The organism is Ralstonia sp. AU12-08 (genome assembly GCF_000442475.1).
Classification (GTDB): domain Bacteria; phylum Pseudomonadota; class Gammaproteobacteria; order Burkholderiales; family Burkholderiaceae; genus Ralstonia; species Ralstonia insidiosa.
Map to the genome: position 1 here is coordinate 47662 of NZ_ASZV01000035.1, position 25007 is coordinate 72668.

26 protein-coding genes are annotated in these 25007 nt (G+C 64.3%); 14 read left to right on the plus strand and 12 right to left on the minus strand.

Annotated elements, in window-relative coordinates; all coding sequences use genetic code 11:
• The first annotated feature begins 35 nt into the window (after positions 1-35).
• The 3 genes from C404_RS48385 (at position 36) to C404_RS48395 (ending at position 1947) form a co-directional block, all read left to right on the plus strand.
• On the plus strand, positions 36-458 hold the full coding sequence (locus tag C404_RS48385) for a VOC family protein (RefSeq protein ID WP_021196019.1): 423 nt from the start codon (positions 36-38) through the stop codon (positions 456-458).
• Between the two features lie 39 nt (positions 459-497).
• Positions 498-1247, plus strand: a complete 750-nt coding sequence (locus tag C404_RS48390) for a 16S rRNA (uracil(1498)-N(3))-methyltransferase (RefSeq protein WP_021196020.1) — start codon at positions 498-500, stop codon at positions 1245-1247.
• 82 nt (positions 1248-1329) lie between these two features.
• Positions 1330-1947 carry a YidB family protein gene (locus C404_RS48395; RefSeq protein ID WP_021196021.1) on the plus strand — a complete coding sequence of 206 codons (618 nt, stop codon included), beginning with the start codon at positions 1330-1332 and terminating at the stop codon, positions 1945-1947.
• Between the two features lie 84 nt (positions 1948-2031).
• On the opposite strand, the gene C404_RS48400 is transcribed toward C404_RS48395, so the two are convergent.
• The 3 genes from C404_RS48400 to C404_RS48410 form a co-directional block, all read right to left on the minus strand.
• Positions 2032-2646 carry a barstar family protein gene (locus tag C404_RS48400; RefSeq protein ID WP_021196022.1) on the minus strand — a complete coding sequence of 205 codons (615 nt, stop codon included), beginning with the start codon at positions 2644-2646 and terminating at the stop codon, positions 2032-2034.
• Positions 2643-3074: a ribonuclease gene (locus C404_RS48405; protein ID WP_031329712.1), complete on the minus strand. Its 432-nt coding sequence runs from the start codon at positions 3072-3074 to the stop codon at positions 2643-2645. The genes C404_RS48400 and C404_RS48405 overlap by 4 nt, the downstream gene beginning before the upstream one ends.
• Positions 3075-3552: 478 nt before the next feature.
• Entirely contained in the window at positions 3553-5898 is a 2346-nt protein-coding gene (locus tag C404_RS48410; RefSeq protein ID WP_021196024.1) for an NADP-dependent malic enzyme, read from the minus strand.
• A 240-nt stretch (positions 5899-6138) separates the two neighbouring features.
• Between C404_RS48410 and thiL the strand changes: the two genes are divergently transcribed.
• Genes thiL through C404_RS48425 form a run of 3 tightly spaced genes read left to right on the plus strand, consistent with a single transcriptional unit; the run spans position 6139 to position 8254 of the window.
• Entirely contained in the window at positions 6139-7146 is a 1008-nt protein-coding gene (thiL, locus tag C404_RS48415; protein ID WP_031329713.1) for a thiamine-phosphate kinase, read from the plus strand.
• Entirely contained in the window at positions 7143-7721 is a 579-nt protein-coding gene (locus tag C404_RS48420) for a phosphatidylglycerophosphatase A family protein (RefSeq protein ID WP_031329715.1), read from the plus strand. The genes thiL and C404_RS48420 overlap by 4 nt, the downstream gene beginning before the upstream one ends.
• Before the next feature lie 32 nt (positions 7722-7753).
• Entirely contained in the window at positions 7754-8254 is a 501-nt protein-coding gene (locus C404_RS48425) for a CinA family protein (RefSeq protein ID WP_021196028.1), read from the plus strand.
• A 277-nt stretch (positions 8255-8531) separates the two neighbouring features.
• On the opposite strand, the gene C404_RS59460 is transcribed toward C404_RS48425, so the two are convergent.
• Positions 8532-8735: a metal transporter gene (locus tag C404_RS59460; RefSeq protein WP_080981132.1), complete on the minus strand. Its 204-nt coding sequence runs from the start codon at positions 8733-8735 to the stop codon at positions 8532-8534.
• 53 nt (positions 8736-8788) lie between these two features.
• Positions 8789-9604 carry an orotidine-5'-phosphate decarboxylase gene (gene pyrF / locus C404_RS48435; RefSeq protein ID WP_021196030.1) on the minus strand — a complete coding sequence of 272 codons (816 nt, stop codon included), beginning with the start codon at positions 9602-9604 and terminating at the stop codon, positions 8789-8791.
• Between the two features lie 212 nt (positions 9605-9816).
• On the opposite strand from pyrF, the gene corA reads away from it, so the two are divergent.
• Positions 9817-10779 carry a magnesium/cobalt transporter CorA gene (corA, locus tag C404_RS48440; RefSeq protein ID WP_021196031.1) on the plus strand — a complete coding sequence of 321 codons (963 nt, stop codon included), beginning with the start codon at positions 9817-9819 and terminating at the stop codon, positions 10777-10779.
• A gap of 15 nt (positions 10780-10794) precedes the next feature.
• On the opposite strand, the gene mtgA is transcribed toward corA, so the two are convergent.
• From mtgA to mpl, 7 genes are all read right to left on the minus strand, one after another.
• Complete coding sequence (mtgA, locus tag C404_RS48445) at positions 10795-11499, minus strand: monofunctional biosynthetic peptidoglycan transglycosylase (RefSeq protein ID WP_021196032.1); 705 nt, start codon at positions 11497-11499, stop codon at positions 10795-10797.
• A 22-nt stretch (positions 11500-11521) separates the two neighbouring features.
• The gene (gene aroE, locus C404_RS48450) at positions 11522-12439 is read right to left on the minus strand and encodes a shikimate dehydrogenase (protein WP_021196033.1); all 918 of its coding nucleotides are present in this window, start codon (positions 12437-12439) and stop codon (positions 11522-11524) included.
• Positions 12440-12450: 11 nt separating this feature from the next.
• The gene (locus tag C404_RS48455) at positions 12451-13365 is read right to left on the minus strand and encodes an energy transducer TonB family protein (RefSeq protein ID WP_021196034.1); all 915 of its coding nucleotides are present in this window, start codon (positions 13363-13365) and stop codon (positions 12451-12453) included.
• Positions 13366-13418: 53 nt separating this feature from the next.
• Positions 13419-15524, minus strand: coding sequence for a ribonuclease catalytic domain-containing protein (locus C404_RS48460; RefSeq protein ID WP_021196035.1), 2106 nt, complete (start codon positions 15522-15524; stop codon positions 13419-13421).
• 167 nt (positions 15525-15691) lie between these two features.
• Positions 15692-16270, minus strand: a complete 579-nt coding sequence (locus C404_RS48465; RefSeq protein ID WP_021196036.1) for a chorismate--pyruvate lyase family protein — start codon at positions 16268-16270, stop codon at positions 15692-15694.
• Positions 16267-16899, minus strand: coding sequence for a YqiA/YcfP family alpha/beta fold hydrolase (locus C404_RS48470; RefSeq protein ID WP_021196037.1), 633 nt, complete (start codon positions 16897-16899; stop codon positions 16267-16269). Before C404_RS48470 ends, C404_RS48465 begins: the two co-directional genes overlap by 4 nt.
• Before the next feature lie 7 nt (positions 16900-16906).
• The gene (gene mpl / locus C404_RS48475) at positions 16907-18304 is read right to left on the minus strand and encodes a UDP-N-acetylmuramate:L-alanyl-gamma-D-glutamyl-meso-diaminopimelate ligase (protein WP_021196038.1); all 1398 of its coding nucleotides are present in this window, start codon (positions 18302-18304) and stop codon (positions 16907-16909) included.
• Between the two features lie 82 nt (positions 18305-18386).
• Between mpl and C404_RS48480 the strand changes: the two genes are divergently transcribed.
• The 7 genes from C404_RS48480 (at position 18387) to C404_RS48510 (ending at position 24907) form a co-directional block, all read left to right on the plus strand.
• Entirely contained in the window at positions 18387-19064 is a 678-nt protein-coding gene (locus C404_RS48480) for a hypothetical protein (RefSeq protein ID WP_031329717.1), read from the plus strand.
• Between the two features lie 64 nt (positions 19065-19128).
• Positions 19129-19653 (plus strand): TlpA family protein disulfide reductase, encoded by a 525-nt coding sequence (locus tag C404_RS48485; RefSeq protein WP_021196040.1) that lies wholly within the window; start codon positions 19129-19131, stop codon positions 19651-19653.
• 182 nt (positions 19654-19835) lie between these two features.
• On the plus strand, positions 19836-20315 hold the full coding sequence (aroQ, locus tag C404_RS48490; protein ID WP_021196041.1) for a type II 3-dehydroquinate dehydratase: 480 nt from the start codon (positions 19836-19838) through the stop codon (positions 20313-20315).
• A gap of 135 nt (positions 20316-20450) precedes the next feature.
• Positions 20451-20921 (plus strand): acetyl-CoA carboxylase biotin carboxyl carrier protein, encoded by a 471-nt coding sequence (accB, locus tag C404_RS48495; protein ID WP_021196042.1) that lies wholly within the window; start codon positions 20451-20453, stop codon positions 20919-20921.
• Between the two features lie 138 nt (positions 20922-21059).
• Complete coding sequence (gene accC, locus C404_RS48500) at positions 21060-22427, plus strand: acetyl-CoA carboxylase biotin carboxylase subunit (RefSeq protein WP_021196043.1); 1368 nt, start codon at positions 21060-21062, stop codon at positions 22425-22427.
• Positions 22424-23320, plus strand: a complete 897-nt coding sequence (gene prmA / locus C404_RS48505) for a 50S ribosomal protein L11 methyltransferase (RefSeq protein WP_021196044.1) — start codon at positions 22424-22426, stop codon at positions 23318-23320. The genes accC and prmA overlap by 4 nt, the downstream gene beginning before the upstream one ends.
• 108 nt (positions 23321-23428) lie before the next feature.
• Positions 23429-24907: a DUF3426 domain-containing protein gene (locus C404_RS48510; protein WP_031329718.1), complete on the plus strand. Its 1479-nt coding sequence runs from the start codon at positions 23429-23431 to the stop codon at positions 24905-24907.
• The last annotated feature ends 100 nt before the right edge of the window (positions 24908-25007 follow it).

Sequence of the window (25007 nt, forward strand, 5' to 3'; positions counted from 1 at the left end):
CGAGGTCATCTTGCACCGGCTGCAGGAGCAACACCATGAGCTTCCCCCGCCCCGCCAATACACCGTGGCTCGTGCCGTACCTGACCGTGCACGACGCGTCGGCCGCCATCGCCTTCTATCGCAATGCCTTCGGCTTCGGGGTGCAGGATGAAGTGCACGACCACGGCCGCCCGATCCACGTCGAGATGACCTACCAAGGCGAGCTGATCCTGATGCTCGCGCCCGAAGGCGCATTCGGCTCCACGGCCCGCACACCGGCTGCCGCGGGCTTCGAATGCCCACAAAGCTTTCACCTGTATTGCGATGATGTCGACGCCGTCTACCAGAGCGCGCTAAACCAGGGCGCCACGTCCCTCATACCGCCGGCTGACGTCTTCTGGGGCGAGCGCTACGCCGCCGTGCGCGATCCCGACGGCTACCGCTGGGGCCTCGCCTGCCGGCCGGCCACCGAAGGCTGATCGCCTCGCCTGACCCGATTCACCACAAGGATTGCTTCAATGGGGCTTCCCCGTTTCTACGTCGACACATCACTGGCCCCGCACACCGCCGTCACCCTGCCTGAGACCGTCACGCGCCACATCCACGTGCTGCGCCTGGCCGTCGGCGACGAGGTCTGCCTGTTCGATGGCTCTGGCCACGAATTCCACGCGCGGCTCGATGCCATCAACAAACGCGATGCCACCGCCAGCCTCGCTGAGTCGACACAGCCCGACACCGAAGCGCGCTACAACATCACACTCGCGCAGGGCATTGCCGGCGGCGACAAAATGGACTGGCTGATCGAGAAAGCCGTCGAACTGGGCGTGCACGCTATCGCCCCGCTGCAAACCGAGCGCGGCGTGGTGCGGCTCTCCGGTGAACGCGCCACCAAGCGCGTGCAGCACTGGCAAGCGCTTGTGCAGGCCGCGTGCGAGCAATGCGGCCGCGCGCGCGTACCCGCTGTCGCACCCGTCGCGACGCTGCGCGAGTGGTTGGCGACGGCCAAGCCGACGGACACGCCGCGCGTCTTGCTGTCGCCGCGCGGCACGCAGTCGCTCACGCAATGGGCGGTGCAATCACGCGAGCGCGTCGAGAGCGCTGGCGTCGAATTGCTGATCGGCCCGGAAGGCGGCCTCTCGCCCGATGAAGAGGCATTGGCCGAAAGTGCGGGTTTCTTACCGCTGACACTCGGGCGACGTATTCTGAGAACGGAGTCGGCGGCGCTCGTTGCGGTGTCTGCGCTACACGCCGTTCTTGGTGAATTCTGAATGTTGACGACTACAGATTGACCGCTTGATCCCACCCGGCGGGCCCATCCCCTTTCCCGCCATCAATCAAAGGAGCTTCATCATGGGTCTACTCGATTCGATCCTCGGCGGCGGCAATGACGCCAGCGGCGGCCAATCGTCCTTGCTGGGCAATAAGAAGGTGCTGCTGGCCGTGGGCGTGCTGGCCTATCTGGCAATGAAGCGCGGCGGCAACGCACAAGGCGCCGGCGATGCGGCACCGCAGGCAGATCAGGGCGGCGGTCTGCTCGGTTCGCTGGGCGGGCTGGGTAGCCTGCTCGGCGCAGCCGGCGGCGCCGGCGCACTCGGCAGCCTGCTGGGTGGCGCGGGCGGTGCGGGTGGCCTTGGCGGCCTGCTTGGCGGTCTGCTGGGCGGCGGCAATTCGGATCACGCCGCGGCGGTCGACGCAGCGGCACCGGCTGGCCTGGGGCCCCTGCAGCAGATCCTGGAACAAGCCGGCTTGGGCGAACAGGTCAAATCGTGGATCGGCAACGGCCAGAACCTGCCCGTCTCCGGCGAGCAGATCACGCAAGCCCTGAGCGGCACGGGCGCACTGGAAGAAGTGTCAAAGCTGGCCTCCACCTTCGGCATCAATGAAAGCGATCTCGCCAATCAGTTGGCAGAAGGCCTGCCGGAGGCCGTGAATCACCTGACCCCGCAAGGCACGCTGCCAGCAGCCTGAGCATCGCCGCAAGAAAGCAAAAAGCCCGCATCTGCGGGCTTTTTTGTAGCAACGCCGATCAACCAGCGCTGAATCAGCTTAAGTTCACGCGAACGAGTAGAACACGCGGAACTGCACCTTCCGCTCGCCCCAGAACTCGGCGGCGTCACGGAACACGTCCAGCAGCACCTCCCGCGCTTCCTTGTCGAACTTGGGCTGGCACGGCAAGCCTTCGAGCACGATCACGAAACCCGGCTGCGGGCCGGCCTTGTAGATCATGTCGGTCAGACAATCGGCCAGCGCATCAAAGTTCTTGCCGAAATGCTTCGGGAACAGGAATTCGCGTGCGATCACGTCGAGCACTTCGCTCTTGGTGGTCGCCGCAGCGCAGTTGGCGTACAGGAAATGCTGGCCCAGGCTGGCCGCCGATTCCGCCAGATCCGCCACGCGAAACGCGCGGATCGACTGCACGATATTCGGACGCACCGTCTTGAACAGGTTCATGGCGTCTTCGCGACCTCCGTCGTCGTCCGTCTTGGTAATGTCCTGCGTCATGATGTTCTGCTGCGGTTTTGCTGCCGCGCCCCCAACGCGGGCGCCCAGGGCTTGCATCCCCACCACGCCATCGTACAGATTCTGCGCCTTGTGCCACGCTTCGCGAGCCACGCGCTCATCGCGTGCGGTGAGCGAGTCGTCCAGCCCAAACATGTTGGTCGTCATCGCTGTATCCGTTGAAAACTGTTGTAGTGATCTTCCGTGTAGTAGCAGTCGTTTGCCGCCTGCTGGTCGCCGCCACAAATGATGCGTTTGGCGCCCCGATTGCGCGCGCCACGCGTCTTGACCGTATATTCGCGGTAATAGCCACGTCGCTGCGCTGGCAAACGTCGTTCATAGTTGCCGAACGTGCTGCCATCTTTCGCATATGGGAATGGGCCGCCCTGCTCGATCAGTGCAAATGTGCGCTGTGCCTCGTTGGGCAGATCCGCTGCACGAATGGTTCCCGCGGCGGCCGCCAACCCAGTCGTGTCCCGGGCCATCGCGTTGACCGGCAGGCCGGCCACAGACAACGCGAGCGTCGCCGCCAGCGCGCCACGCGCTATTGCCTGAGATACGGAGCGGCCAATCCACGCTCCAAGTCGCTTGGTCATCAGCAAGCCCTAACGGGAGAATCGTGCTAAGCGGACAGCTTGGCACAGGTCACAAGCGCAGGCGGCCGCCAGACCATGATCCGGGCGGCCGGTTTGCAGCTGAAATCGAAGCGGCTCAATGCTTGAGAGGCTTGCAGGGAGAATGACAAGTCGGGCGACTGCCGAAGACTTGGGGAATCCTTCCGCCTGCAAACACCTACCAATTGCACGCACCAGAATGAGGCAAACCTAGTCAGACGTGGGGTCAAAAAACCGCTTTTCTACCCCCGCCTGGCCCTATGCAGGCCTCATGTGCTCAGAAGCACCCCTTCAGCCCGTAAGGGTACGCTCATCGATGACAACAATCAACCGGCGGTCAATGTTTGAAGGGGATTTTGAAGCCACAACTAACATTGCACAAATGTGAGCGCACGCAAACTTATCAAGAAAAAAAGGGGAGCGCAGTATCGTGCGCTCCCCTTTTTCGTGCAGTGCGGAATTAACGCTGTGCTTGCGCGGCGGCGTCCACGACGGTCAGCGCCGTCATGTTGAGAATGCGTCGCACCGTGGCCGACGGCGTCAGGATGTGCACCGGCTTCTGGGCACCCAGCAGGATCGGGCCGATGGCAATGTTGTTGCCGGCAGCCGTCTTCAGCAGGTTGTAGGCGATATTGGCGGCGTCGATGTTGGGCATGACCAGCAGGTTGGCCTCGCCCTTGAGCGTCGAGTCGGGCACCAGCGAATCACGCAGCTTCTCATCGAGTGCGGCATCGCCGTGCATTTCGCCATCGACCTCCAGGTTCGGAGCACGTTCGCGCAGGATGGCGAGTGTTTCGCGCATCTTGACGGCGGAAGGCGCTTCCGACGAACCGAAGTTCGAGTGCGACATCAGCGCGACCTTTGGCTTGATGCCGAAACGGCACAGCTCTTCAGCGGCCATGATGGTGATCTCGGCCAGTTGCTCGGCGGTCGGGTCAACGTTCACGTGCGTATCCGTCAGGAAGATCTGACGGCCCGGCAGTACGAGACCGTTCATGGCGGCGTACACGCAGTTCGTGCCACCGATGACCTGATCGATGTAACGCAGGTGCGCGGCGGTGTTGCTGACCGTGCCGCAGATCATGCCGTCGGCTTCGCCCTTGTGGATCATCACGGCGCCGATCAGCGTGGAACGGCGGCGCATTTCGATCTTGGCATACTGCGGCGTCACGCCCTTGCGGGCCATCAGCTTGTAGTACGTCTCCCAGTATTCACGGAAGCGCTCATCGTGTTCGGGGTTGACCACGGTGAAGTCCACGCCTTCACGCAGGCGCAGGCCAAAGCGTTCGATGCGATGGGCAATCACGCTCGGCCGGCCGATCAGGATCGGGCTGGCAAGCTGCTCATCCACGACGATCTGCACGGCGCGCAGCACGCGCTCTTCTTCACCCTCGCCAAAGACGATGCGCTTGTTCGCCATCGGCACCTTGCGAGCGGCCGAGAAGATCGGCTTCATCAACGTGCCCGAGTGGTAGACGAACTGCTGCAGGTGCTGGCGGTAGGCGTCCATGTCTTCGATCGGGCGCTTCGCCACGCCGGAATCCATGGCGGCCTGCGCTACGGCCGGCGCGATCTTGACGATCAGGCGCGGGTCGAAGGGCTTCGGGATCAGGTATTCGGGACCGAACGAGAGGTCCTGGATGCCGTAGGCCGAGGCGACGATATCGCTCTGCTCCTGGCGGGCCAGTTCGGCCACGGCGTGCACGGCGGCGACTTCCATCTCACGCGTGATGGTGGTCGCGCCCACATCCAACGCACCGCGGAAGATGAACGGGAAGCACAGGACGTTGTTGACCTGGTTCGGATAGTCGGTGCGGCCGGTGCCCATGATGACGTCCGGGCGCACTTCCTTGGCCAGCTCCGGCAGGATTTCCGGGTTCGGGTTGGCCAGCGCGAAGATGATCGGCTTGTCGGCCATCTTCTTGACCATGTCCTGCTTGAGCACGCCCGCAGCGGACAGGCCCAGGAAAATGTCAGCGCCGTCGATGACTTCGGCCAGCGTACGCAGATCGGTCTTCTGTGCGAAGTGCGCCTTGTCCGGGTCCATCAGTTCGGTACGGCCTTCGTGCACGACGCCAGCCAAGTCCGTCACCCAGATGTTTTCACGCGGCAGGCCCAGGTCGACCAGCAGGTCCAGGCAGGCCAGCGCTGCAGCACCCGCGCCCGACGCCACCAGTTTGACCTTCTTGATGTCCTTGCCGACCACCTTGAGCGCGTTGGTGATGCCCGCGCCCACGACGATGGCCGTGCCGTGCTGGTCGTCGTGGAAGACGGGAATCTTCATGCGCTTGCGCAACTCGCGCTCGACGAAGAAGCACTCCGGTGCCTTGATGTCTTCCAGGTTGATGCCGCCGAAGGTCGGCTCCAGCGAGGCGATGATATCGACCAGCTTTTGCGGGTCTTTTTCGTTGATCTCGATGTCAAACACATCGATACCGGCAAACTTCTTGAACAGGCCGGCCTTGCCTTCCATCACCGGCTTGGAGGCTTCCGGGCCGATGTCGCCCAGGCCAAGCACGGCGGTGCCGTTGGTCACCACACCGACGAGGTTGCCGCGGGCGGTGTAGCGGAACGAGTTCGCGACGTCTTCGACGATCTCTTCGCAGGCTGCGGCCACGCCGGGGGAGTACGCCAGGGCCAGATCGCGCTGGTTCGACAGCGGCTTGGTCGGCGTGACGGAAATCTTGCCCGGGGTCGGAAACTCGTGATACTCCAGCGCGGCTTTACGCAGGGCGGCGCGTTGCTGCGCCTTGAGTTCTTCGTCCGTGCGGGCGGGCTGTTGAGGCTGGGTATCCACCGTGGTCATGGGGTGTCTCTCGTCATGGGTGGCCAGCGCGCGCGCCGGCCGTCGCATCTAGCGGGCCACCGGGAAACCACATGAGGGTCACGGTATTACGGTCCGCCTCCTTGGGCCCGTCATTTTATATAGTGAAAAGCGATCTCACAACGGGATTTTGGGTGGGAGTGCTGTGCGTAACCGCTACAATATTCCACTGCCCTACCACGGCACCATCGGGCTTGCCCTCTCTTTACCATTGCCGCTGCCGTGTCTAAGCCCGCCGCTTCCGCCAACTCCGCTGATCACGCTGCTGAACTGTCCGAATTCGGACTGATCCGCCGTTATTTCACGCGACCGGCCCGACAAGCAATTTTGGGGGTCGGCGATGACTGCGCCCTGCTTGGCGCCCGCCCCGGCCATGAGTTGGCGATTTCCACCGACATGCTGGTCGCAGGTCGTCACTTCTTTGCCGATGCGGAGCCAAAAGCACTCGGACACAAAGCGCTGGCTGTCAACCTGTCCGATCTGGCCGCCATGGGCGCCGAGCCGCGTGCGTTCACGCTGGCCGTGGCGTTGCCGGAAGCCAATGCAGCCTGGCTCAAGCCGTTTTCTGAAGGCCTGCTGGCGCTGGCCGATGCCTTTCACTGCGAGCTGATCGGCGGCGACACCACGCGCGGGCCACTCACGCTCAGTTTGACCGTTTTCGGCGATGTACCTGCCGCTGCGGCGTTACGCCGCGATGCTGCCCGCGCTGGCGACGACCTGTGGGTCTCGGGCACCGTTGGCGATGCACGACTCGCGCTGGGGGCGTTGCGTGCCGAATGGCCACTCACGCCCGAGGCACTCGCCCAGGTGCAGCCGCGCATGGACATGCCGACACCGCGCGTCGCGCTCGGGTTGGCGCTGCGCGGCGTTGCGCGTGCGGCGCTCGACGTGTCCGATGGTTTGCTCGGCGATCTGGGCCATATCCTGACGCAATCGCGCGTTGGCGCCACGATCGACGTCGATCGCGTGCCGCGCTCCGCCACCCTCGCAGCGCAACCGGCCGCACGCCAACTGCAATGCACGCTGGCCGGCGGCGACGACTATGAACTCTGCTTTACCGCGCCCGCCGAGGCGCGCGACGCCGTGCTCGCAGCTGGCCAACGCGCGGGGGTTGCCGTTACACGCATCGGCCGCATCGATGCCGAATCCGGCCTACGACTTGTTGATGCACAGGGTGCGCCAGTCACCTTTACGCACGGCAGCTTCGATCATTTCTCATCCGCATCATGATGTCTTCTGCCCCCTTTCCGCCCTCCAACCCGCCGGGCCAACCTGAGACCGTGACGCTCGAAGCCGGGCAAACCGCTCAAGTCCGCCGCCCGACCGCACGCTTCATGCTCGGCCATCCGGCGCGCATCCTGGCGCTGGGCTTCGGCTCGGGCCTGTCACCCATCCTGCCGGGCACGATGGGGACGCTGTACGCGTGGCTGATCTACGTTGTCCTGGCGCGCTGGATTGCCGGACCGACCTGGCTGCTGATTGCCGCCGTCGGGTTCGTGATCGGCATCTGGGCATGTGCCCGCACGGCGCGTGACCTGGGCGTGGCTGACCACGGTGCGATGGTGTGGGATGAGATGGTCGCTTTCTGGCTGGTGCTGGCGTTCGTGACGCCGACTACGCTGGGCGGGCAGTTCGCGGCGTTCCTCCTGTTCCGTTTCTTTGACATGGTCAAGCCGGCGCCCATCCGCTACTACGACCGCACGCTCAAAGGCTTTGGCGTGCGCGGCGGCTACGGCGTGATGGTCGACGACATCCTGGCCGCGTTCTATACGCTGTTGGTGTTTGCGCTGTGGCGCTCGTTCTGAACCTGAAGTCTTGAAGCCCCGAAGGTATTGCAATGGCTGAATCCCGCGCCCTGGCCCAACTGGCCGAACTGGTCGGCGACACGCTGCACAAGCGCAGCCTGATGATGGCGACCGCCGAATCCTGCACGGGTGGGCTGGTGTCCGCCGCCATGACCGATGTGTCGGGTTCGTCCGCGTGGTTCGAGCGCGGCTTCGTCACGTACTCCAACGAGGCGAAATCGCAGATGCTGGGAGTGCCGGCCGCGCTGATCCGCGAACATGGCGCGGTGAGCGAGCCGGTGGCGCACGCGATGGCGGAAGGTGCGGTGCTCAACAGCCGCGCGCAGGTGGCCGTAGCGATTACCGGTGTGGCCGGCCCGACCGGCGGCACGCCCGACAAGCCCGTCGGCATGGTGTGCTTTGGCTGGAGCAACCGCTTGGAGACGCGTGTGGAAACACGCCACTTCAAGGGCGACCGCAAGCAGGTCCGCCTGCAGGCCGCCGAGCACGCGCTGCGGGGCCTGCTCGACTTTCTGGACTCCGCAGAGTCCTAAGCCCTGGACCTAGGGCCTGTCATCCAATCAAACGTGCGCGCGCAAGGGGAAATTGGGGCACAGGGCTAGGCGCGGGCGGTGCCGCTTAGCCGGCTAAGCAAGCCGGCCGCAACGACGCCGTGTGGCCCAATTTCCCCTTGCCCTTCGGGTTGACCCGAGCCGGGGCCATCTACTTTGTCGGGCGCCTTGCAAAGGGAATAGCCCTTTGCGGCGACACCCTTCGCGTAGCTGGCCCCGGCTCGGATCAACGCGCGTACGTTTGATTGGATGACAGGCCCTACACCCGGGCTTCGCTCGGGTGATCCGGCCGGAGGCGCTCTTCGTGCTCGTGCTCCGGCTGGTGCTCATGGTCATGTTCACGACGGCGGTCACGATCGTGTTCGCGCCCGTCGTCACGTTCCTTCTCAAACTTACGGTCCGGATCCTTGCCCTCTTCTTCGCGGCGCAGGCCGGTGACGGGGTGCTGGGAATGCGTGGTCATGGTGTCCTCACCTAAACCGGGCAACCGGACCGCCACCGTGTCGTGAGGCAAGGTCAGTTGCGGTACTGGTTGATCTGGTCGCGCGTTGCCTCTGCAACCTTGCGGGCAGCATCGGCGAAATCGCTGTCGCTGCTGGCGTACAAAATGGCGCGCGACGAGTTGATCATCATGCCGGTGCCATCGGCAGTGCGACCCGCGCGCACGGTGGCCTCAATGTCACCGCCCTGGGCGCCAATGCCCGGAATCAGCAGCGGCATGTCACCGACGATCTCGCGCACCTTGGCAATCTCCTGCGGGAAGGTCGCGCCCACCACCAGGCCCATCTGGCCGCTGGTGTTCCAGACATTGCGCGCGCGCTCAGCCACGACCTGGTAGACGGGGCGGCTGCCGGTTTCCAGGAATTGCACGTCGCTGCCGCCCGCATTGGAGGTGCGGCACAACACGATCACGCCCTTGTCGGCGTGCGCCAAGTACGGCTGCATCGAATCGAAGCCCATGTAGGGGCTGACGGTGATGGCGTCGGCCTGGTAGCGCTCGAAGGCTTCCTTGGCGTAGTGCTCGGCGGTGGAGCCGATGTCGCCGCGCTTGGCGTCGAGGATGACCGGGATGCCCGGATACGCCTCGTGGATGTAGTTGATGAGCTGCTCGAGCTGGTCTTCGGCGCGCTGCGAGGCGAAATAGGCGATCTGCGGCTTGAATGCGCAAACCAGATCCGCCGTGGCATCGACAATGGCGCGACAGAACGAGAAGATCGCCCCGCCCGTGCCGGTAAGCGACGCCGGCAGGCGCGCCGGATCGGGGTCGAGCCCGACGCACAGCAGGGAGTTGTTACGCTGCCAGGCGGCAGCCAGTTGTTCGGTAAATCGCATGATGTCGGGAATGTGAGGGCGCGGCCGGACTGCCGCATGACTTCACCGCATTTTACCCGTCGGGCGATCCGGCGGCCCGATCTTCCGGACGTGGCATTGATCCGACGCGTGCGCGCCAAGCCACTGTTTGTGGCTGAACCTGCTGCATCTTTACGCTACACTCGGCGCGATTTTTCGCCCTGCCCGCTCAATACCCGCTTCAAGGACCACCCATGATCAACCTGTTCGTCGTGCAAAAAGGCCGTCTCGCGCAAGAACAGGTCGAAGAACGCAGCGAATTGCTGCAGCACAAACCGATCTGGATCGATGTAATCGACCCGGACGACGAAGAGCTCGCCTGGATCAAGGAAGCTTATGGTGTCGTCCTGCCTGAACTGGAGCAATTGGGGGACCTGGAAGCGTCCGCGCGTTACTTCGAGGGCGAAGACGGCCACATCCACATCCGCACCGACTTCCTGCTCGACGAAGAAACCACCTCGCGCAACGTGCGGGTGGCCTTCGTGCTGACCAAGGATGTGCTCTTCTCCATCCACGACGAAGATCTGCCCGCCTTCCGCCTCGTACGCATGCGTGCGCGGCTGCGCCCGGGTTCGGTACGCAATGCGAAGGACGTGCTGATGGACCTGTACGCCACCGACGCGGAATACTCGGCGGACTCCATCGAAGAAGTGTATGAACGCTTGGAAGACGCCAGCAAACGTGTGCTGGCCGACGAAGTGACAGATGCCGCCGCCGCCGATGTGCTGGAGATCATCGCCCGCGTGGAAGACTTGAACGGCCGCATCCGCCGCAACGTGATGGATACGCGCCGCGCGGTGTCGTTTCTGCTGCGCAGCCAATTGCTGTCGCCGGATCAGCAGGATGACGCGCGCCAGGTACTGCGTGACATCGACTCCATCGAAAACCACACAGCGTTCCTGTCGGACAAGGTCAACTTCCTGATGGACGTCACTCTCGGCTTCATCAACATCAACCAGAACAAGATCATCAAGCTGTTCTCGGTGGTATCGGTGGCACTGATGCCGCCCACGCTGATCGCCTCGATCTACGGCATGAACTTCAAGGTGATGCCGGAGTTGGACTGGGCCGAGGGCTACCCGTATGCGATCGTGATGATGATCGTGTCGGCGGCGATTCCGCTGGTGTACTTCCGGCGCAAGGGCTGGCTCAAGTAAGCCGGCCAGTCACACTCAATCCGGCAGCGTTGCCGAGCCCATCCGGTTGGCGATGATAGTGGCCTTGCGCGTGAAGTTCACGTGCACATTGGCACAGTAGCTCTTCTTATCGAAGCACTTGGGTGCGGGCAGCGCCGCCGCCAGACGCGCCGCCTGGCCCACCGTCAACTGCGATGCCGGGCGCTTGAAGTAGTGCTGTGCAGCGGCTTCTGCGCCGAACACGCCTTCGCCCCACTCCACCGAGTTCAGATAGATCTCCAGGATGCGCTCCTTGTCGAGCCAGAACTCGAGCATCCAGGTGATGGCCAGTTCTTCGCCCTTGCGCAGGTAGTGGCGCTCGCCCGAGAGGAACAGGTTCTTGGCCAACTGCTGCGTGATGGTCGAACCGCCGGCGACCACGTGACCGCGCCGCTTGTTCTTCTCCCACGCGTCGAGCATGGCGTCGACTTCCCAGCCGTTGTGCGAGACGAAGTCGGCATCTTCGCTGGCGATGACCGCGCGCTTGAGGTTGCGCGAGATCTGGTCGTAGTCGACCCAGCGGTGGTCGACCTTGCAGGTGAAGACATTGGCACCGCACAGGCGCATGCGCTCGGCACGCATGAAGGCGGTGGAAGACGGATTGAACGTCTGCCAGCTCGCAATGGCGGCAAAGAAGTACAGATTGAGTGCGACCACGCCTGCGACGAAGCAACCGATTACGTAGCCGAGCCAGCGCATCATCGTGCGTATCCTGGGCGGGCGCTCAACGACGCGCGCGGGCAGCCACAACGGCCTCGCCCTGCAGCGCTTCACGCATGCCGAGCAACACAGGCGCGGTGTCCGGGCGCACGCCGCGCCAGACGAAGAACGATTCCGCCGCCTGCTCGACCAGCATGCCCAGGCCGTCCCAGGTGCGGGCGTTGTAGCGCTTGGCAAACTGCATGAACAGCGTCGGCTGTGCGGCGTACATCATGTCGTAGGCCAGCGCGTTCGGGCCAAACACGGTGCCCGGAATCGGCGGCACCCCGCCCTGCAGGCTGCTGGCCGTGGCGTTGATGATGACGTCGAACACGTCATCGACAGCAAGCTCGTCATAGCCACCACCCACCAGTTCCGCATCGTGCAGCTTGGCCGAGATTTCAAAACGATCGACCAGCATGTTGGCGCGATCGGCCGTGCGGTTGGCGATGAACACGCGCGACGGCTTGTGCTCCAGCAGCGGCAGCAGCACGCCGCGTGCCGCACCGCCGGCACCCAGCAGCAGCACGCGCTCTCCTGCGAGGTCGTTGCCGATGTTGTGTGTGATATCGCGCATCAGGCCGACACCGTCGGTGTTGTCGCCGAAGACTTCGTCGCCGTCGAACTTGAGCGTGTTGACCGCCCCCGCCGATTCGGCCCGCAGCGACAACGACGTGCACATCGAATACGCATCGAGCTTGAATGGCACCGTCACGTTGAGCCCCTTGCCGCCTTCTCGCACGAAGGTCAGCACGGTTTCCTCAAACGCGATCAGCTCGGCGTAGATGCGGTCGTAGCGGACGAGCTCGCCGGTCTGCTGCGCAAACGCGGCGTGGATGGTGGGCGACTTGCTGTGCGAGATCGGGTTGCCGATCACGCCATAGCGGTCTGTGGGCGGCGCATTGACGGCTGCGAGGATGGCCTCTTGAAACGACGACGGCATAAGCAACGACCTCAGCGGGTCTGCAAGTGAGTTTCCAGGCCCGCGCGGGTGAACTTGAAGGTGGCGACCACATCCTGGATGTCGACGCGCTTGCGCATCTCCGCCGGGAAGCCGCCAAACGGCGCGGACGACCGCACGATGGCCACCGCCTGGCGGTCCAGCGCCGGGTTGCCCGAGCTCTTGGCGATCTCGATGCCTTCGATCTTGTAGCCGTCCTGGTTGTAGCCGAGCTGGCCTTCCCGGTTGATGCTGATCACGAGGATCAGTTCACCATACAGCGGGCGACCGTTCTGGCTCGGGAAGTTGGCCGTGCCGCGCACTTCGATCTTGCGGCGCACGGCATCGTAGTAGCGGGCGTAATCGACCTGGCGCGCGCTGGCGGCGGTCAGCACGTTGCGTCGCGGGCGCTTGGCGTAGTTCTCGAGGTTGCGGTCGATCTCGGCCTGCAGGCGCGCGATTTCGTCCTGCGTGGTGCGGTCGTCCGTGCCGTTGGTGGGCGACGGCACCGGGCGCTCACCCGGTTTGACCTGGCGATCGTTCACCATCGGCGCGCGGTCTTTCGACTGCGTCAGCAGGCGGCGCTGTTCCTGCTCCAGGAATTCGACACGGCGTTGCGTGAGCTTGATGGCATCGCCGGTCTGCTCGTTGGTGTCGGCAGGCAGCGGCGTGGTGGCGCGCTGCTGATCGAACTCACCACCGCCGTTCAGATTGACCTGCGCCACCGCCGTTGCCTTGGCCGGCGCGGTAGACGACTTGGCGTTGACCAGCACCACGTCCAGCCCCGGATCATCGCGCTTGATGTCGAAGGCCTCGGGCGCCACCACGCGCACGAACAGCAGCAGAACGTGCACGGCGAGCGACACCACCAATGCCTTGGTGAGCGTGCTGCTGCCGGACCAGTCTGGACGGTTTGCGAGGGCGGCCATGAGGGGCGATTCCTAGGGTAACGCGCGAGAGGAAAATCAGACTGCGATTGTAGTTAGGCAGCGGCAGGCGTTCCACCGCTCTCACCGTCCTGCGGCGGCGACGCCACAGCAGGATCAGCTTCCGCGCGGGCCTCTTCCTCATCAGCGGCCGGTTGTGGTTCAGCCGGCGCATCCACCTCGGCAGCCGCGGCTTCCGCTTCGGCCAGTTCTTCTTCGATGGCCGCGGCTTCGGCCTCTGCACCGGCAGCCGGGGCAAGCACTTCCACCACGCGGCACGACACTTCCAGGCTGATCTCGTCGGTGTCGAGAATGTCGAGCACGACGTGCGTGCCACGCGCCGTTTGTGCCAGCTCCGGCACCTTGGTCACCAACGGAATGTCGGCAAAGCGCACGGCGCCTTCCTTGAGCACCACGGCCTGCATGCGTGTGCGCTGCTCCTGCTTGAGCCAGCGCAGGCACCAGTAGCGTTCCATGGTCGACTGATGGTCGGCATAGGCGGCGTAGGTGCCTTCAAAGTCGGCCACGGCGGCCAGCAGGTCGGCGTCCTTCGGCTTGAATGGGGCGATCAGCTTGGCGGTCACACCGTGCTGCGCCACCGCCGCGATCTGCCATTGGTTGACCAGATCGACATAGCGGCGCAGCGGCGAGGTGCTCCACGCGTACTGCGCCACGCCCAGGCCTTCGTGCGGCGCCGGATACGTCTGCATGCGCGTGCGGTGCATGCCCCACGCCTTCTGCGTGCGGTAGATGCCCGGCACGCCGGCGTCGGCCAGCATGCGGCCCCAAGTGCTGTTGGCCAGGATCATCATCTCGGCGACGATCTTGTCCAGCGGCGAGCCGCGCTTGCGCTGTTCAATGCGCACGCGCTCGCCACCGCCTTCGGCCTCGGGAATCGGGTCGATATAGAACGAGTAGTCGCCCTTCTGCGCGCCCTCGGGCTTGAGGCCGCTGGCGATACGCGCCTGCTGACGGCCGTCGTACAGCGCGCAGGCAAACGGCCAGAGCACGGCCAGCTCGGCCTTGAACGGATAGTCGCCCGAGCCATCGGCCAGCGCCTCAGCGGTGATCACATCGTCGAGCAGGTTGTGGCGGAGGTTAGCCGCCACGGTCACGGATTCGCAGCGGGTCTCGCTGGCGGTGACCGTCCATGTGGCGCGGTCGACCGTTGCATAGAGCGACAGCGCCGGGCACGCGCGCCCTTCCTGCAGCGTGTAACGATCGACCACCGACTCCGGCAGCATCGTGATCTTGTCGCCCGGGAAGTACACGGTCGACAGACGCTGGCGCGCAATCGCATCCAAGGCATCGCCGCGCTGGATACCAAAACCCGGCGCCGCGATGTGGATGCCGATGCGCACGGTGGCATCGTCAATGGGGGTGACGGAGATGGCGTCGTCGATTTCCGTGGTGGTCACGTCATCGATCGAGAAAGCGCGCACGTCGGCGGCCGGCAATTCAAGCGCGGGCTCCGGCACGGTCACATCCGGGAAACCAGTGCCCTTCGGGAAGCACTCCGACAGGAAGCGTGCCTCGTGCAGCGCACGTGCGTTGGCGATACCGCCCACAGCAACCATGAGCCGCATCGGCGAAAGTCCCAGCGCCGTGCACGCCGCGTCGAGCGCCTTGAACTCGAGACTGTTCTTATCAGGCTTGAACAGCAGTTGCAGCGTCTTGCCACGGAACGATTCGGGCAGACGCATCGCCTTCAGTTCGGCTTCGTACTCGGCCTGCAGGGCGGCCTGCTGCTTCTTGCGCTCCACAGCGGCAAGCGCCGCCTTGAGCTGGTCTTCGGGCGCGCGCTGGTAGCGGCCACGGCCCTTGCGGCGGAAGTAGATGGGCGAACCGTGCAGTGCAATTGCCAGCGCAGCCTGTTGCGTGGCATCTGCGCCCGCGCCGAAGTACTCGCCGGCCAGGTCGGTAAAGCCAAACTCGTCAGCTGGTGCGCATTCCCAGAGGAAATCCAGATCGATGTCCGTCGACAGTGCGTGCGCGGCCTTCGACAGTTCACCGGCCGATGGCTGGGCAAACTGCAGCAACACATCGCGCGACTTGACCTTGGTGCGCTTGGCGCTCGGCAACTCGACCTGATAGGCCTCGCCTTGTTGGGACAAAACGGTGCCTGCGCGGATCTCGCCGCCTTCTTCAAACAGCAACTGCATGGATATGTCTGGATTGCCGCACTCGCATAAGCGAGCGCCGCTTTGAATGAGATGGACTGACCGTGCACCCGGATGTCAGAAACCCGGTGCGCGGCGACAAAAAGTTGGGGGCGATGATACCGCACTGGGACGGCGTCCGAACCGCCGAAAATACGCCAACTTCGCGCCTACCTTGGCGGCTTGAACCCGGCCAGTGCCGGCAAGAACACCTCTGTCACCAGCATCGCGCTCGCCCCGCGCCGGAACACGGAACGCCGCGCCGGCAAACGCTCGACGCCAGTGATGGGTGAATCACTCAACGCATGGTGCGCGCGGCGCACCAGCGGGTGATGCGTGTCGAGCAACGCAAACTCAAAATCGCCCCGGGCGACACGGGGGTCCGCAAACAGCGAATGCCCGAGCGGCTGCGTGCCCAGTGCCTTCAGGAATGGCCAGTCCAACGCCACGCTGCGCGGATGCACGATGGTGTGCGCGTAGACAACGGGGATGTCGTCGCAGATCAGCAAAACCTCGCGCGCCAGCGTCTCGGCGGGGCCCGCCATGCCGAGGCAGCGCCATTCGTCCCGTAACGGCATCGCCCGTTTCTGGCCAAGGAGTTGCACCCGAAACGTGGACGATGCCGCACGCAGGCGCGCCGTCAGTGAATTTGCGCCCACAGCCCAGAGCGCCCAATGGCGGTCATACACCACAGCCGGCGGCAACGCGCTGCGCCAGAGGCTGCGCGGGTACGACGGAGACTCGGTCATGCGGACGCGTTGCCGTCAAACGGATGCGCAACCAACAAGTCGGCAGGAACGCCGCAGAAGACGAACACTTCGTCCATGTATTGCGCGAAATCGCTGATGCCGTGGTCGCTGCCGTCGATCACGCGGGTGGCGGCGCCCGGGAAGTGGGCGAGCATCTCGCGGTAGTCGAGCACCTCATCGCCGGTCGACGCCAGAAGGTAGTACCGCTCGGGCTGCGTAATGGCAGGCACGGCCAGCGCACGCAACTCATCCAGATGATGCAGCTCGACGCGGATCGTGCCGCCGCCATGCCAGAGCGGCTGTTCACCCACGTACTTGGCCAGATCCCGCTCCGGACGTGTGGCCGGATTCAGCATCGCGGCACGCAAGCCGTGGCGCTCGGCCAGCCAGGTGGCGTAATAGCCGCCCAGCGATGAGCCGATCAGCACCGGTTTGGCACCGTCGCGCGTACTCAAGTCAGCGATCAACGCCTCAACTTCAGCCATCGCCTCGCGCGGCGAGACGGGCAGCATCGGGCAGACATACTGATCCGCCAGTCCGACCGAAGCCATCCGCTTGCCCAGCAGTTGCGCCTTGAATGAGCGTGGCGACGAGCGGAATCCGTGCAGATAGACGATGGAAGCCGGCATATCTAGATCAGTTGGCGGCACCGACACGCTCAGCCAGCGCGTCCAACAGCTTCTGGTGCACGCCGCCGAAGCCGCCGTTGCTCATCACCAATACGTGGTCACCCGGGCGGGCAGCAGCGATCACGGCCTCCACCAGCGCGGTCAGGTCGGAGAACGCCGTCGCGCGCTCGCCCAGCGGCGCCAGCGCGCCGGCCAAATCCCAACCGATGGCATCTTTGCCGCTGGCGGCACCGTAAGCGAACACCTGGTCGGCGCCGGTCAGGCTCTCGGGAAGCGCCTGCTTCATCACACCCAGCTTCATGGTGTTCGAGCGCGGCTCCAGCACCGCCAGGATGCGCGCGCTACCGACGCGACGGCGCAGGCCGTCGATGGTCGTGCGGATAGCGGTCGGGTGATGGGCGAAATCGTCGTAGACGGTCACGCCGTCAACGGTGCCGCGCACTTCCATGCGGCGTTTCACATTTTCGAAACGAGCCAGGCTTTCAATCGCTTGAGGCGTCGGCACACCCACGTGGCGCGCGGCGGCAATGGCGGCCAGCGCGTTCATGCGATTGTGGTCGCCCTGTAGGGCCCAGTGCACTCGGCCCTGTAGCTGGCCGTTGAAGCGCACGTCGAAGCTGTCGTCGGCATTTTCGTCATCGCCCAGATTGGCAATTTCCCAGCCATCACCCTCTTCTGCGCCGAAATACTCGACCTCTGACCAGCATCCACGCGCAAGCACGCGCTTCATGCTGTCTTCGCGGCCGTTGACAAGCAAACGCCCCTGGCCAGGCACAGTGCGAACGAGGTGATGGAATTGCGTTTCGATCGCGGCGAGATCCGGGAAGATGTCAGCGTGATCGAACTCCAGGTTGTTCAGAATGGCCGTGCGGGGGCGATAGTGGACAAACTTGCTGCGCTTGTCGAAGAAGGCCGTGTCGTACTCATCGGCCTCAATGACGAAGAAGTCGGATTCGGTCAGCCGCGCCGACAACCCGAAGTTGCGCGGCACACCGCCCACCAGGAAACCCGGGTTGTAGCCCGCGTCCTGCAGGATCCAGGCGAGCATCGAGGTGGTGGTCGTCTTGCCATGCGTGCCGGCCACGGCGAGCACCCACTTCTGGCGCAGCACGTTATCGCCCAGCCATTGCGGGCCGGAAACGTACGGCAGGTTGCGATCCAGGATGGCTTCCATCAGCGGGTTGCCGCGAGAGATCACGTTGCCGATCACGTACAGATCCGCGCCGATCGACAGTTGTTCGGGGTCAAAACCCTCGATCAGCTCGATGCCCTGGGCTTCGAGCTGGGTGCTCATCGGCGGGTAGACGTTGGCGTCGCAGCCGGTAACACGGTGACCGGCCTGGCGGGCGATCAGGGCAATGCCGCCCATGAAGGTGCCGCAGATTCCAAGGATGTGGATATGCATGGGAGCCATCTCAACTACGTTGCGCGGCATTGTACCGGGCATGCCCACGGGCAGACGCGCGCGGTTCAGTAAAATAGAAATCATGTCATCCAAACGCCCCCTCCTCGATCCGACCCGCGTTCGGGAAGAAATTGCCGCCGTCGCCGCCCGCATGATCGCGGAGGACGGTGCCGATTACGCCACGGCCAAGCGCAAGGCCGCCCGCCAGGTGCTCGGCTCAGAATCACGCGCCGCTGGCGAATGGCTGCCCGACAACGAACAGGTCGAAACCGAAGTCCGCGAATACCAGGCGCTGTTCCAGGCCGATTCCCAGCCGCGCGTGCTGGCGCTGCTGCGCCGCATCGCGCTGGTGCTGATGGAGGGGCTGCAGGTGCACAATCCGTACCTGGCCGGCGCAGTCTTCAACGGCACCGCCAGCGAGCACTCCGACATCCACCTGCAGGTCTTCTGCGATAGTCCGAAGGACGTGGCGATCTTCCTGCTCAATGCAGGCGTGGACTTCGACACAACAGAGAGCGCTCACTTCGCGGGCCGCGACGAGGTGGAAACACTCAGCTTCCTGTGGCGTGGCCAGTGGCCCGCGAGCCGCGAAGCCCGCGAACTCGCTCAGGAACTGCGCACCGAAACCGGTACGCCAGTCGGTGTGCACATTGCCCTCTATGACATGAACGATGTGCGCGGCGCCCGACGCCCAGACGCCGGCGGCAAAGCTGCGCGCGGAGATGCCGCAGCCGTGCGCGCCCTCCTCTCGAAGGGGTAGTCCACCAAGAGGAGTACAATCCGGCACGCTTCGCCTCTGTCTATATAGAGAGACCGCCCGAACCATGTCCCGCCGTACCGCCCTGATTGCCTTGTTGATTGCCGGCGCGATCGCCGCAGCCCTGGGCATCTACACCGGACACAAGGCCACCGAACCAAAGGCGCCGGCCAATGATGTCGTCGTCGCCTTCTACAGCAGCAAGCTGCCGGACGCCAACGGCACGCCGATCGACCTGTCGGCACTCCGCGGGCAGCAGGTGGTGATCAACTTCTGGGCGCCGTGGTGCGGCCCCTGTGTGGAAGAGATGCCGGAGTTGTCCGCACTCGCCCAGGAGCAGAAGGCCAAGGTGAAGTTTGTCGGCATCGGTATCGATACGGCGACCAATATCCAAACCTTCCTGGGTAAAGTGCCTGTCACTTATCCGATTGCGGTGGCCGGTTTCAGCGGCACGGAGCTGGGCCGGCAGTTTGGCAACGAGATGGGCGGCCTGCCGTTTACTGTGATCCTTAACGCACAAGGTGAAATTACATTCCGAAAGATGGGCCGCGTGCACGCGGACGAACTGCGTCAGGCACTGCAGCGCACGTGAATATGCAAAATCGTCATATGGCGGTCATGTGCGCGTAACTACCCTTCTTTCTACACAAAATTGACTGCGCCGTTGGCAAGATCGGTGAAAACACCAGTTTCTCGAACCCTTTTCAGCAAAAACTAGACAAAGCATTCTAAGTTGCTGTAAATTGCGCCCAACTTCGTTCAACCAGTCAAATCGTGGCTGACAAACCGATCGTCAAAGCGCTTCGCAACGTGCTCGTGCTGCACGGTCCGAACCTCAATTTATTGGGGACGCGCGAACCGGAAGTCTATGGCGCAACCACGCTGGCCGACATCAACGCTGCCCTGACCGAACGTGCCAAGGCGCGCGGCGTGACGCTGGCGCACTTCCAGTCAAACCACGAAGGTGCACTGGTCGACCGCATCCACGCAGCCAAGAGCGAAGGCGTTGAATTCATCATCATCAACCCGGCGGCCTACACGCATACCAGCGTGGCCCTGCGCGATGCGCTGGCCGGGGTGGTGATTCCGTACATTGAAGTCCACCTGTCCAACGTGCACCGCCGCGAGCCGTTCCGCCACCATTCGTATCTGGCGGACCAAGCAGTGGGCGTGATCTGTGGGCTGGGCTGGCGCGGCTACGTCGCCGCGCTCGACTACTGCATCGACCAATACAGCGATCAACACGGCGGCTGATCAGCCGTCTTCTTCCCCTTCATCTCAATCACTTAACCAACGCAACGACGCCAGCGCCTGGAGCACGTACGCTGAAGAGCCATTCGCGTGCGCCCCTTCTTTGCCCCAGATCGCCGACGCTGCAGGAGAACGCTCATGGATTTGCGCAAGCTGAAAACGCTGATCGACCTGGTGGCCGAATCGGGCATTTCGGAACTCGAAGTGACCGAAGGCGAAGGTAAGGTCCGCATCGTCAAGTCGGCACCGCAGCAAGTGATGGCCCCGATGCAATATGCACCGATGCCGATGCAAGCCGCGCCCGCTGTGGGCGTGCCTGCCGCCGCCGCTCCGGCTGCGGTCAGCGCTGAAGCCGCTGCTCCGGCCCTGCCGGCCGGCCATATCGTGACGTCGCCGATGGTCGGCACGTTCTACCGCTCGCCGTCGCCGGGCGCCGCCGAGTTCGTCAAGGTGGGCGACACCGTCAAGGAAGGCCAGACCATCTGCATCATCGAAGCCATGAAGCTGCTGAACGAGATCGAAGCGGACAAGGCTGGCGTGATCAAGGAAATCCTGATCGACAACGGCCAGGCTGTGGAATACGGCCAACCGCTGTTCGTGATCGGCTGATCTTCCGGCATCCGACCCTCATCGTGCGACGCCCAGCGCGTCGCATCCGAGCGCGAGTTGACGCAACCGAGTGCACAGGTCCGTTGAAAACGGCCCCAACACAGCGCCCTCGCCTCCCCTTTTTGTAGCGAGAACACGATGTTCGACAAGATCCTGATTGCGAACCGCGGCGAGATCGCGCTTCGCATCCAGCGCGCCTGCCGCGAACTCGGCATCAAGACCGTAGTGGTCTATTCCGAGGCGGATAAGGAAGCCAAATACGTCAAGCTGGCCGACGAAGCCGTGTGTATCGGCCCGGCACCGTCGCCGCTGTCGTACCTGAATATGCCTGCGATCATCTCGGCCGCCGAAGTGACCGACGCCCAGGCGATCCACCCCGGCTACGGCTTCCTCTCGGAAAACGCCGACTTTGCCGAGCGCGTGGAGCAATCCGGCTTCACCTTCATCGGCCCGACGCCCGAATCGATTCGCCTGATGGGCGACAAGGTCTCGGCCAAGCAGGCCATGATTAAGTCCGGCGTGCCGTGCGTGCCGGGCTCGGAAGGCGCCCTGCCCGAAGACCCGAAGGAAATCCTGGCAACGGCCAAGAAGGTCGGCTATCCGGTGATCATCAAGGCCGCTGGTGGCGGCGGTGGCCGCGGCATGCGCGTGGTGCACACCGAGGCTGCGCTGATCAACGCCGTCAACATGACGCGCGAAGAAGCCGGCCGCGCCTTCGGCAACCCGGAAGTCTATATGGAGAAGTTCCTGGAGCATCCGCGCCACGTGGAGATCCAGATCCTGGCCGACCAGCACCGCAATGCCGTCTGGCTGGGCGAGCGCGATTGCTCCATGCAGCGCCGCCACCAGAAGGTGATCGAGGAAGCGCCCGCACCGCACATCGCGCGCCGCTTGATCGAGCGCATTGGTGACCGCTGCGCCGAGGCCTGCAAGAAGATCGGCTACCGTGGCGCCGGCACGTTCGAGTTCCTGTACGAAAACGGCGAGTTCTATTTCATTGAAATGAACACGCGCGTGCAGGTTGAGCACCCGGTCACGGAAATGATCACCGGCGTCGATATCGTGCAGGAGCAGATCCGCGTGGCGGCCGGCGAAAAGCTGCGCTTCCGCCAGAAGGACATCACGCTCAAGGGCCACGCCATCGAGTGCCGCATCAACGCGGAAGATCCGTTCAAGTTCACGCCGTCGCCGGGCCGCATCACGTCGTGGCACGTGCCGGGCGGTCCTGGTGTTCGCGTGGATTCGCACGCCTACAACGGCTACTTCGTGCCGCCCAACTACGACTCGATGATCGGCAAGGTCATCACGTACGGCGCCACGCGTGAGCAGGCGATCGCCCGCATGCGCATCGCCCTGTCGGAAATGGTGGTGGAAGGCATCTCGACCAACGTGCCGCTGCACCGCGACCTGATGCTCGACGCCAACTTCGTCGAAGGCGGCACCGACATCCACTACCTGGAGCACCGTCTGGCGCAACAGGAAGTGGCCAAGGGTGGCGGCAAGTGACGTACCGCGAATGCGTACTTGAGGTGTCTCGCGACGACGCGGAAGCGTTGTCCGAGGCGCTGTTCGACCTGGGCGCCCTGTCAGTCTCGGTGGAAGACGCCGATGCCGACACGCCGGAAGAACAGCCGCTCTTCGGCGAGCCCGGCCACGAGCCGACCCGCTTGGCGTGGAACCGTTCGCGCGTGGTCGCGCTGCTGGCTGAAGATGCCGATCCTGCTCTGCTGGTGGCGGCTGCGGCCAACGAGATCAAGCTCTCGCCCATCCCCGCATACACCGTGCGCGAAGTCGAAGAGCAGGACTGGGTGCGCGTCACGCAATCGCAGTTCGAGCCGATCCACATCGGCGAGCATATCTGGGTCGTGCCCTCGTGGCACGATGCGCCTGAACCCGACGCCGTGGTGCTGGAGCTGGACCCCGGCCTCGCCTTCGGCACCGGCAGCCACCCGACCACGCGCCTGTGCATGGAATGGCTGGAGCAGCACGTGCAGCCCGGCGAGCGCACGCTCGACTACGGCTGCGGCTCGGGCATCCTGGCCATCGTCGCCAAGAAGCTCGGTGCCGGTGAGACCGTCGGCGTCGATATCGACCCGAACGCCGTGGAAGCGTCGCGCTACAACGCCGAGCGCAACCATGTCGAAGCCACGTTCGCCCTGCCCGATGATGCGCCGGAAGGTACGTTCGATCTGGTCGTCGCCAACATCCTGTCGAATCCGCTCAAGCTGATGGCGGCCATGCTGTGTGCGCGCGTGCGCCCGGGCGGCCGGCTGATCCTGTCAGGCGTGCTGGAGCGCCAGGCAGAGGAAGTTGCCGCGGCGTATGCGTCCGCCATTCCACTCACGGTGTGGCGCGCACGTGACGGCTGGGTCTGCCTGCACGGTGTGAAACCCGCGTAATTTCACGGCATTGTTCGCAACATTAGGCGCCGGCGTCACCTGCAAAGGTCGACGCTGGCGTCACTGTCTGCAATACTCGCGCGGTCGGCTTTCTTCTCCTTGTTCTGCATGGCATCCGCGCCACAAGCTGCGCCACGTTTGGCCGCCCGCTGTCCCAATTGCCAAACCGCATTCCGCGTCGTCGCCGATCAGCTTCGGCTGCGCGGCGGACTCGTCCGTTGCGGGCGCTGCAATCACGTCTTTGACGGGCGCGCACACCTGATCGAGCTGGGCGCTACGCCCACGCCGCCGACAGCAACACCGGCTGACCCAGCACCGCAGCAAGTGGATCCGCGTGTACCGGCCGTTGGAACCGCGCCCGCACCCGTACCCGCAGAACCCTCCACTCCGCCGACTGAAGCACCCGCCGAAGCTTCTCCGGCAACGCCCACGGCCGAAGACGACCACGGCTTCGGCATGACGCTGATCTGGGAGGAAGACGTTGCCGAAGTGCATCTGGGCGTAGTCGAGGGTGCGACGCCCATTCCGGACGCGCATTCCACCGCGCCCGATACGCGCCCGCTGGCGGATGAAGCACGGACCGAAGCCAAAGCCGAAGTTGAAGCCGCAGACGAACCTGCACCAGCAGCCATTGAACCTGCCGCCGACGTACCCACCGCTGCGCCCGCAGCACCGGCGGATCCGTTCCACGGCCTACCGCCGATCCGTGAGTTCGAGGACGACGAAGATGCGTTCGCGGCCGCCCTGCCCAAACAACCGTCGGCAGATTTACCGCTCGCGCCAGCCGTCACCGCCATACCCGCCCCTGCGGTAGCGAAGCCGGAAGCGCTCGCACCGGCACCCGCCGCCGCAGAGAAACAGGACAAGCACGATTCGGTCTGGATGCGTCACGAGACCGATCCGCACACGATATTTGCGCCGGTGCCGCGCCGGAACCATCACGCGCGCCGCGCGCATGATGAACACGACGGCCCGACGCCGCAGCGTACGCTGACCGGCGCACCACGCCCGCGCAAGACACGCGGGCCGAACCACGGTGTCTCGGCCGCCACACTCGATTTCTTGCGCGCCGCGCAGGCACGCGAGCAGGTGCGCAAGTCGACGGGGCGCCGTGCGATGGCGCGCATTGCGATCGGCTTTCTGATCGTATTGGCTGTGGCACAGGCGCTCTTTCTGGGCCGTTCGGAAATCGCACGCCGCGCACCGTCCACACGCCCGCTATGGGAAGCGCTGTGCCAACCGCTGCATTGCAAGATCACCCCGCCGCGCGACCTCGACGCGCTGCAGATCGAATCGTCGCAGTTGCAGCGCCAGGAAGGTGATGCATCCGACCAGTACGTGCTGACCGCCACGCTTCGCAACCGTGCCGGCAACCCGGTCGCCTTGCCAGCCATCGAGCTGGTGACGACCGATCTACAGGACCAACTGCTCTCACGCCGGGCGCTGTTGCCCAACGACTACCTGAACCCGACCGACAGTGCATACGGCACGTCAGGTCTGCCCGCCCGCGCCGAGCTGCCGATTCGGGTACGATTCCAGTCCCAGCGCCCGACGGCCAACTACCGGGTCCTGATTTTTTACCCCTGATTTTTCACCCCTGGCCTAGAGCCGCTAACAAAACCCACCTGGCTAGGCGTGCCGACGCAGACAGTACTGATGAAGTACGGCAAGGAGGCGCAACAACGCC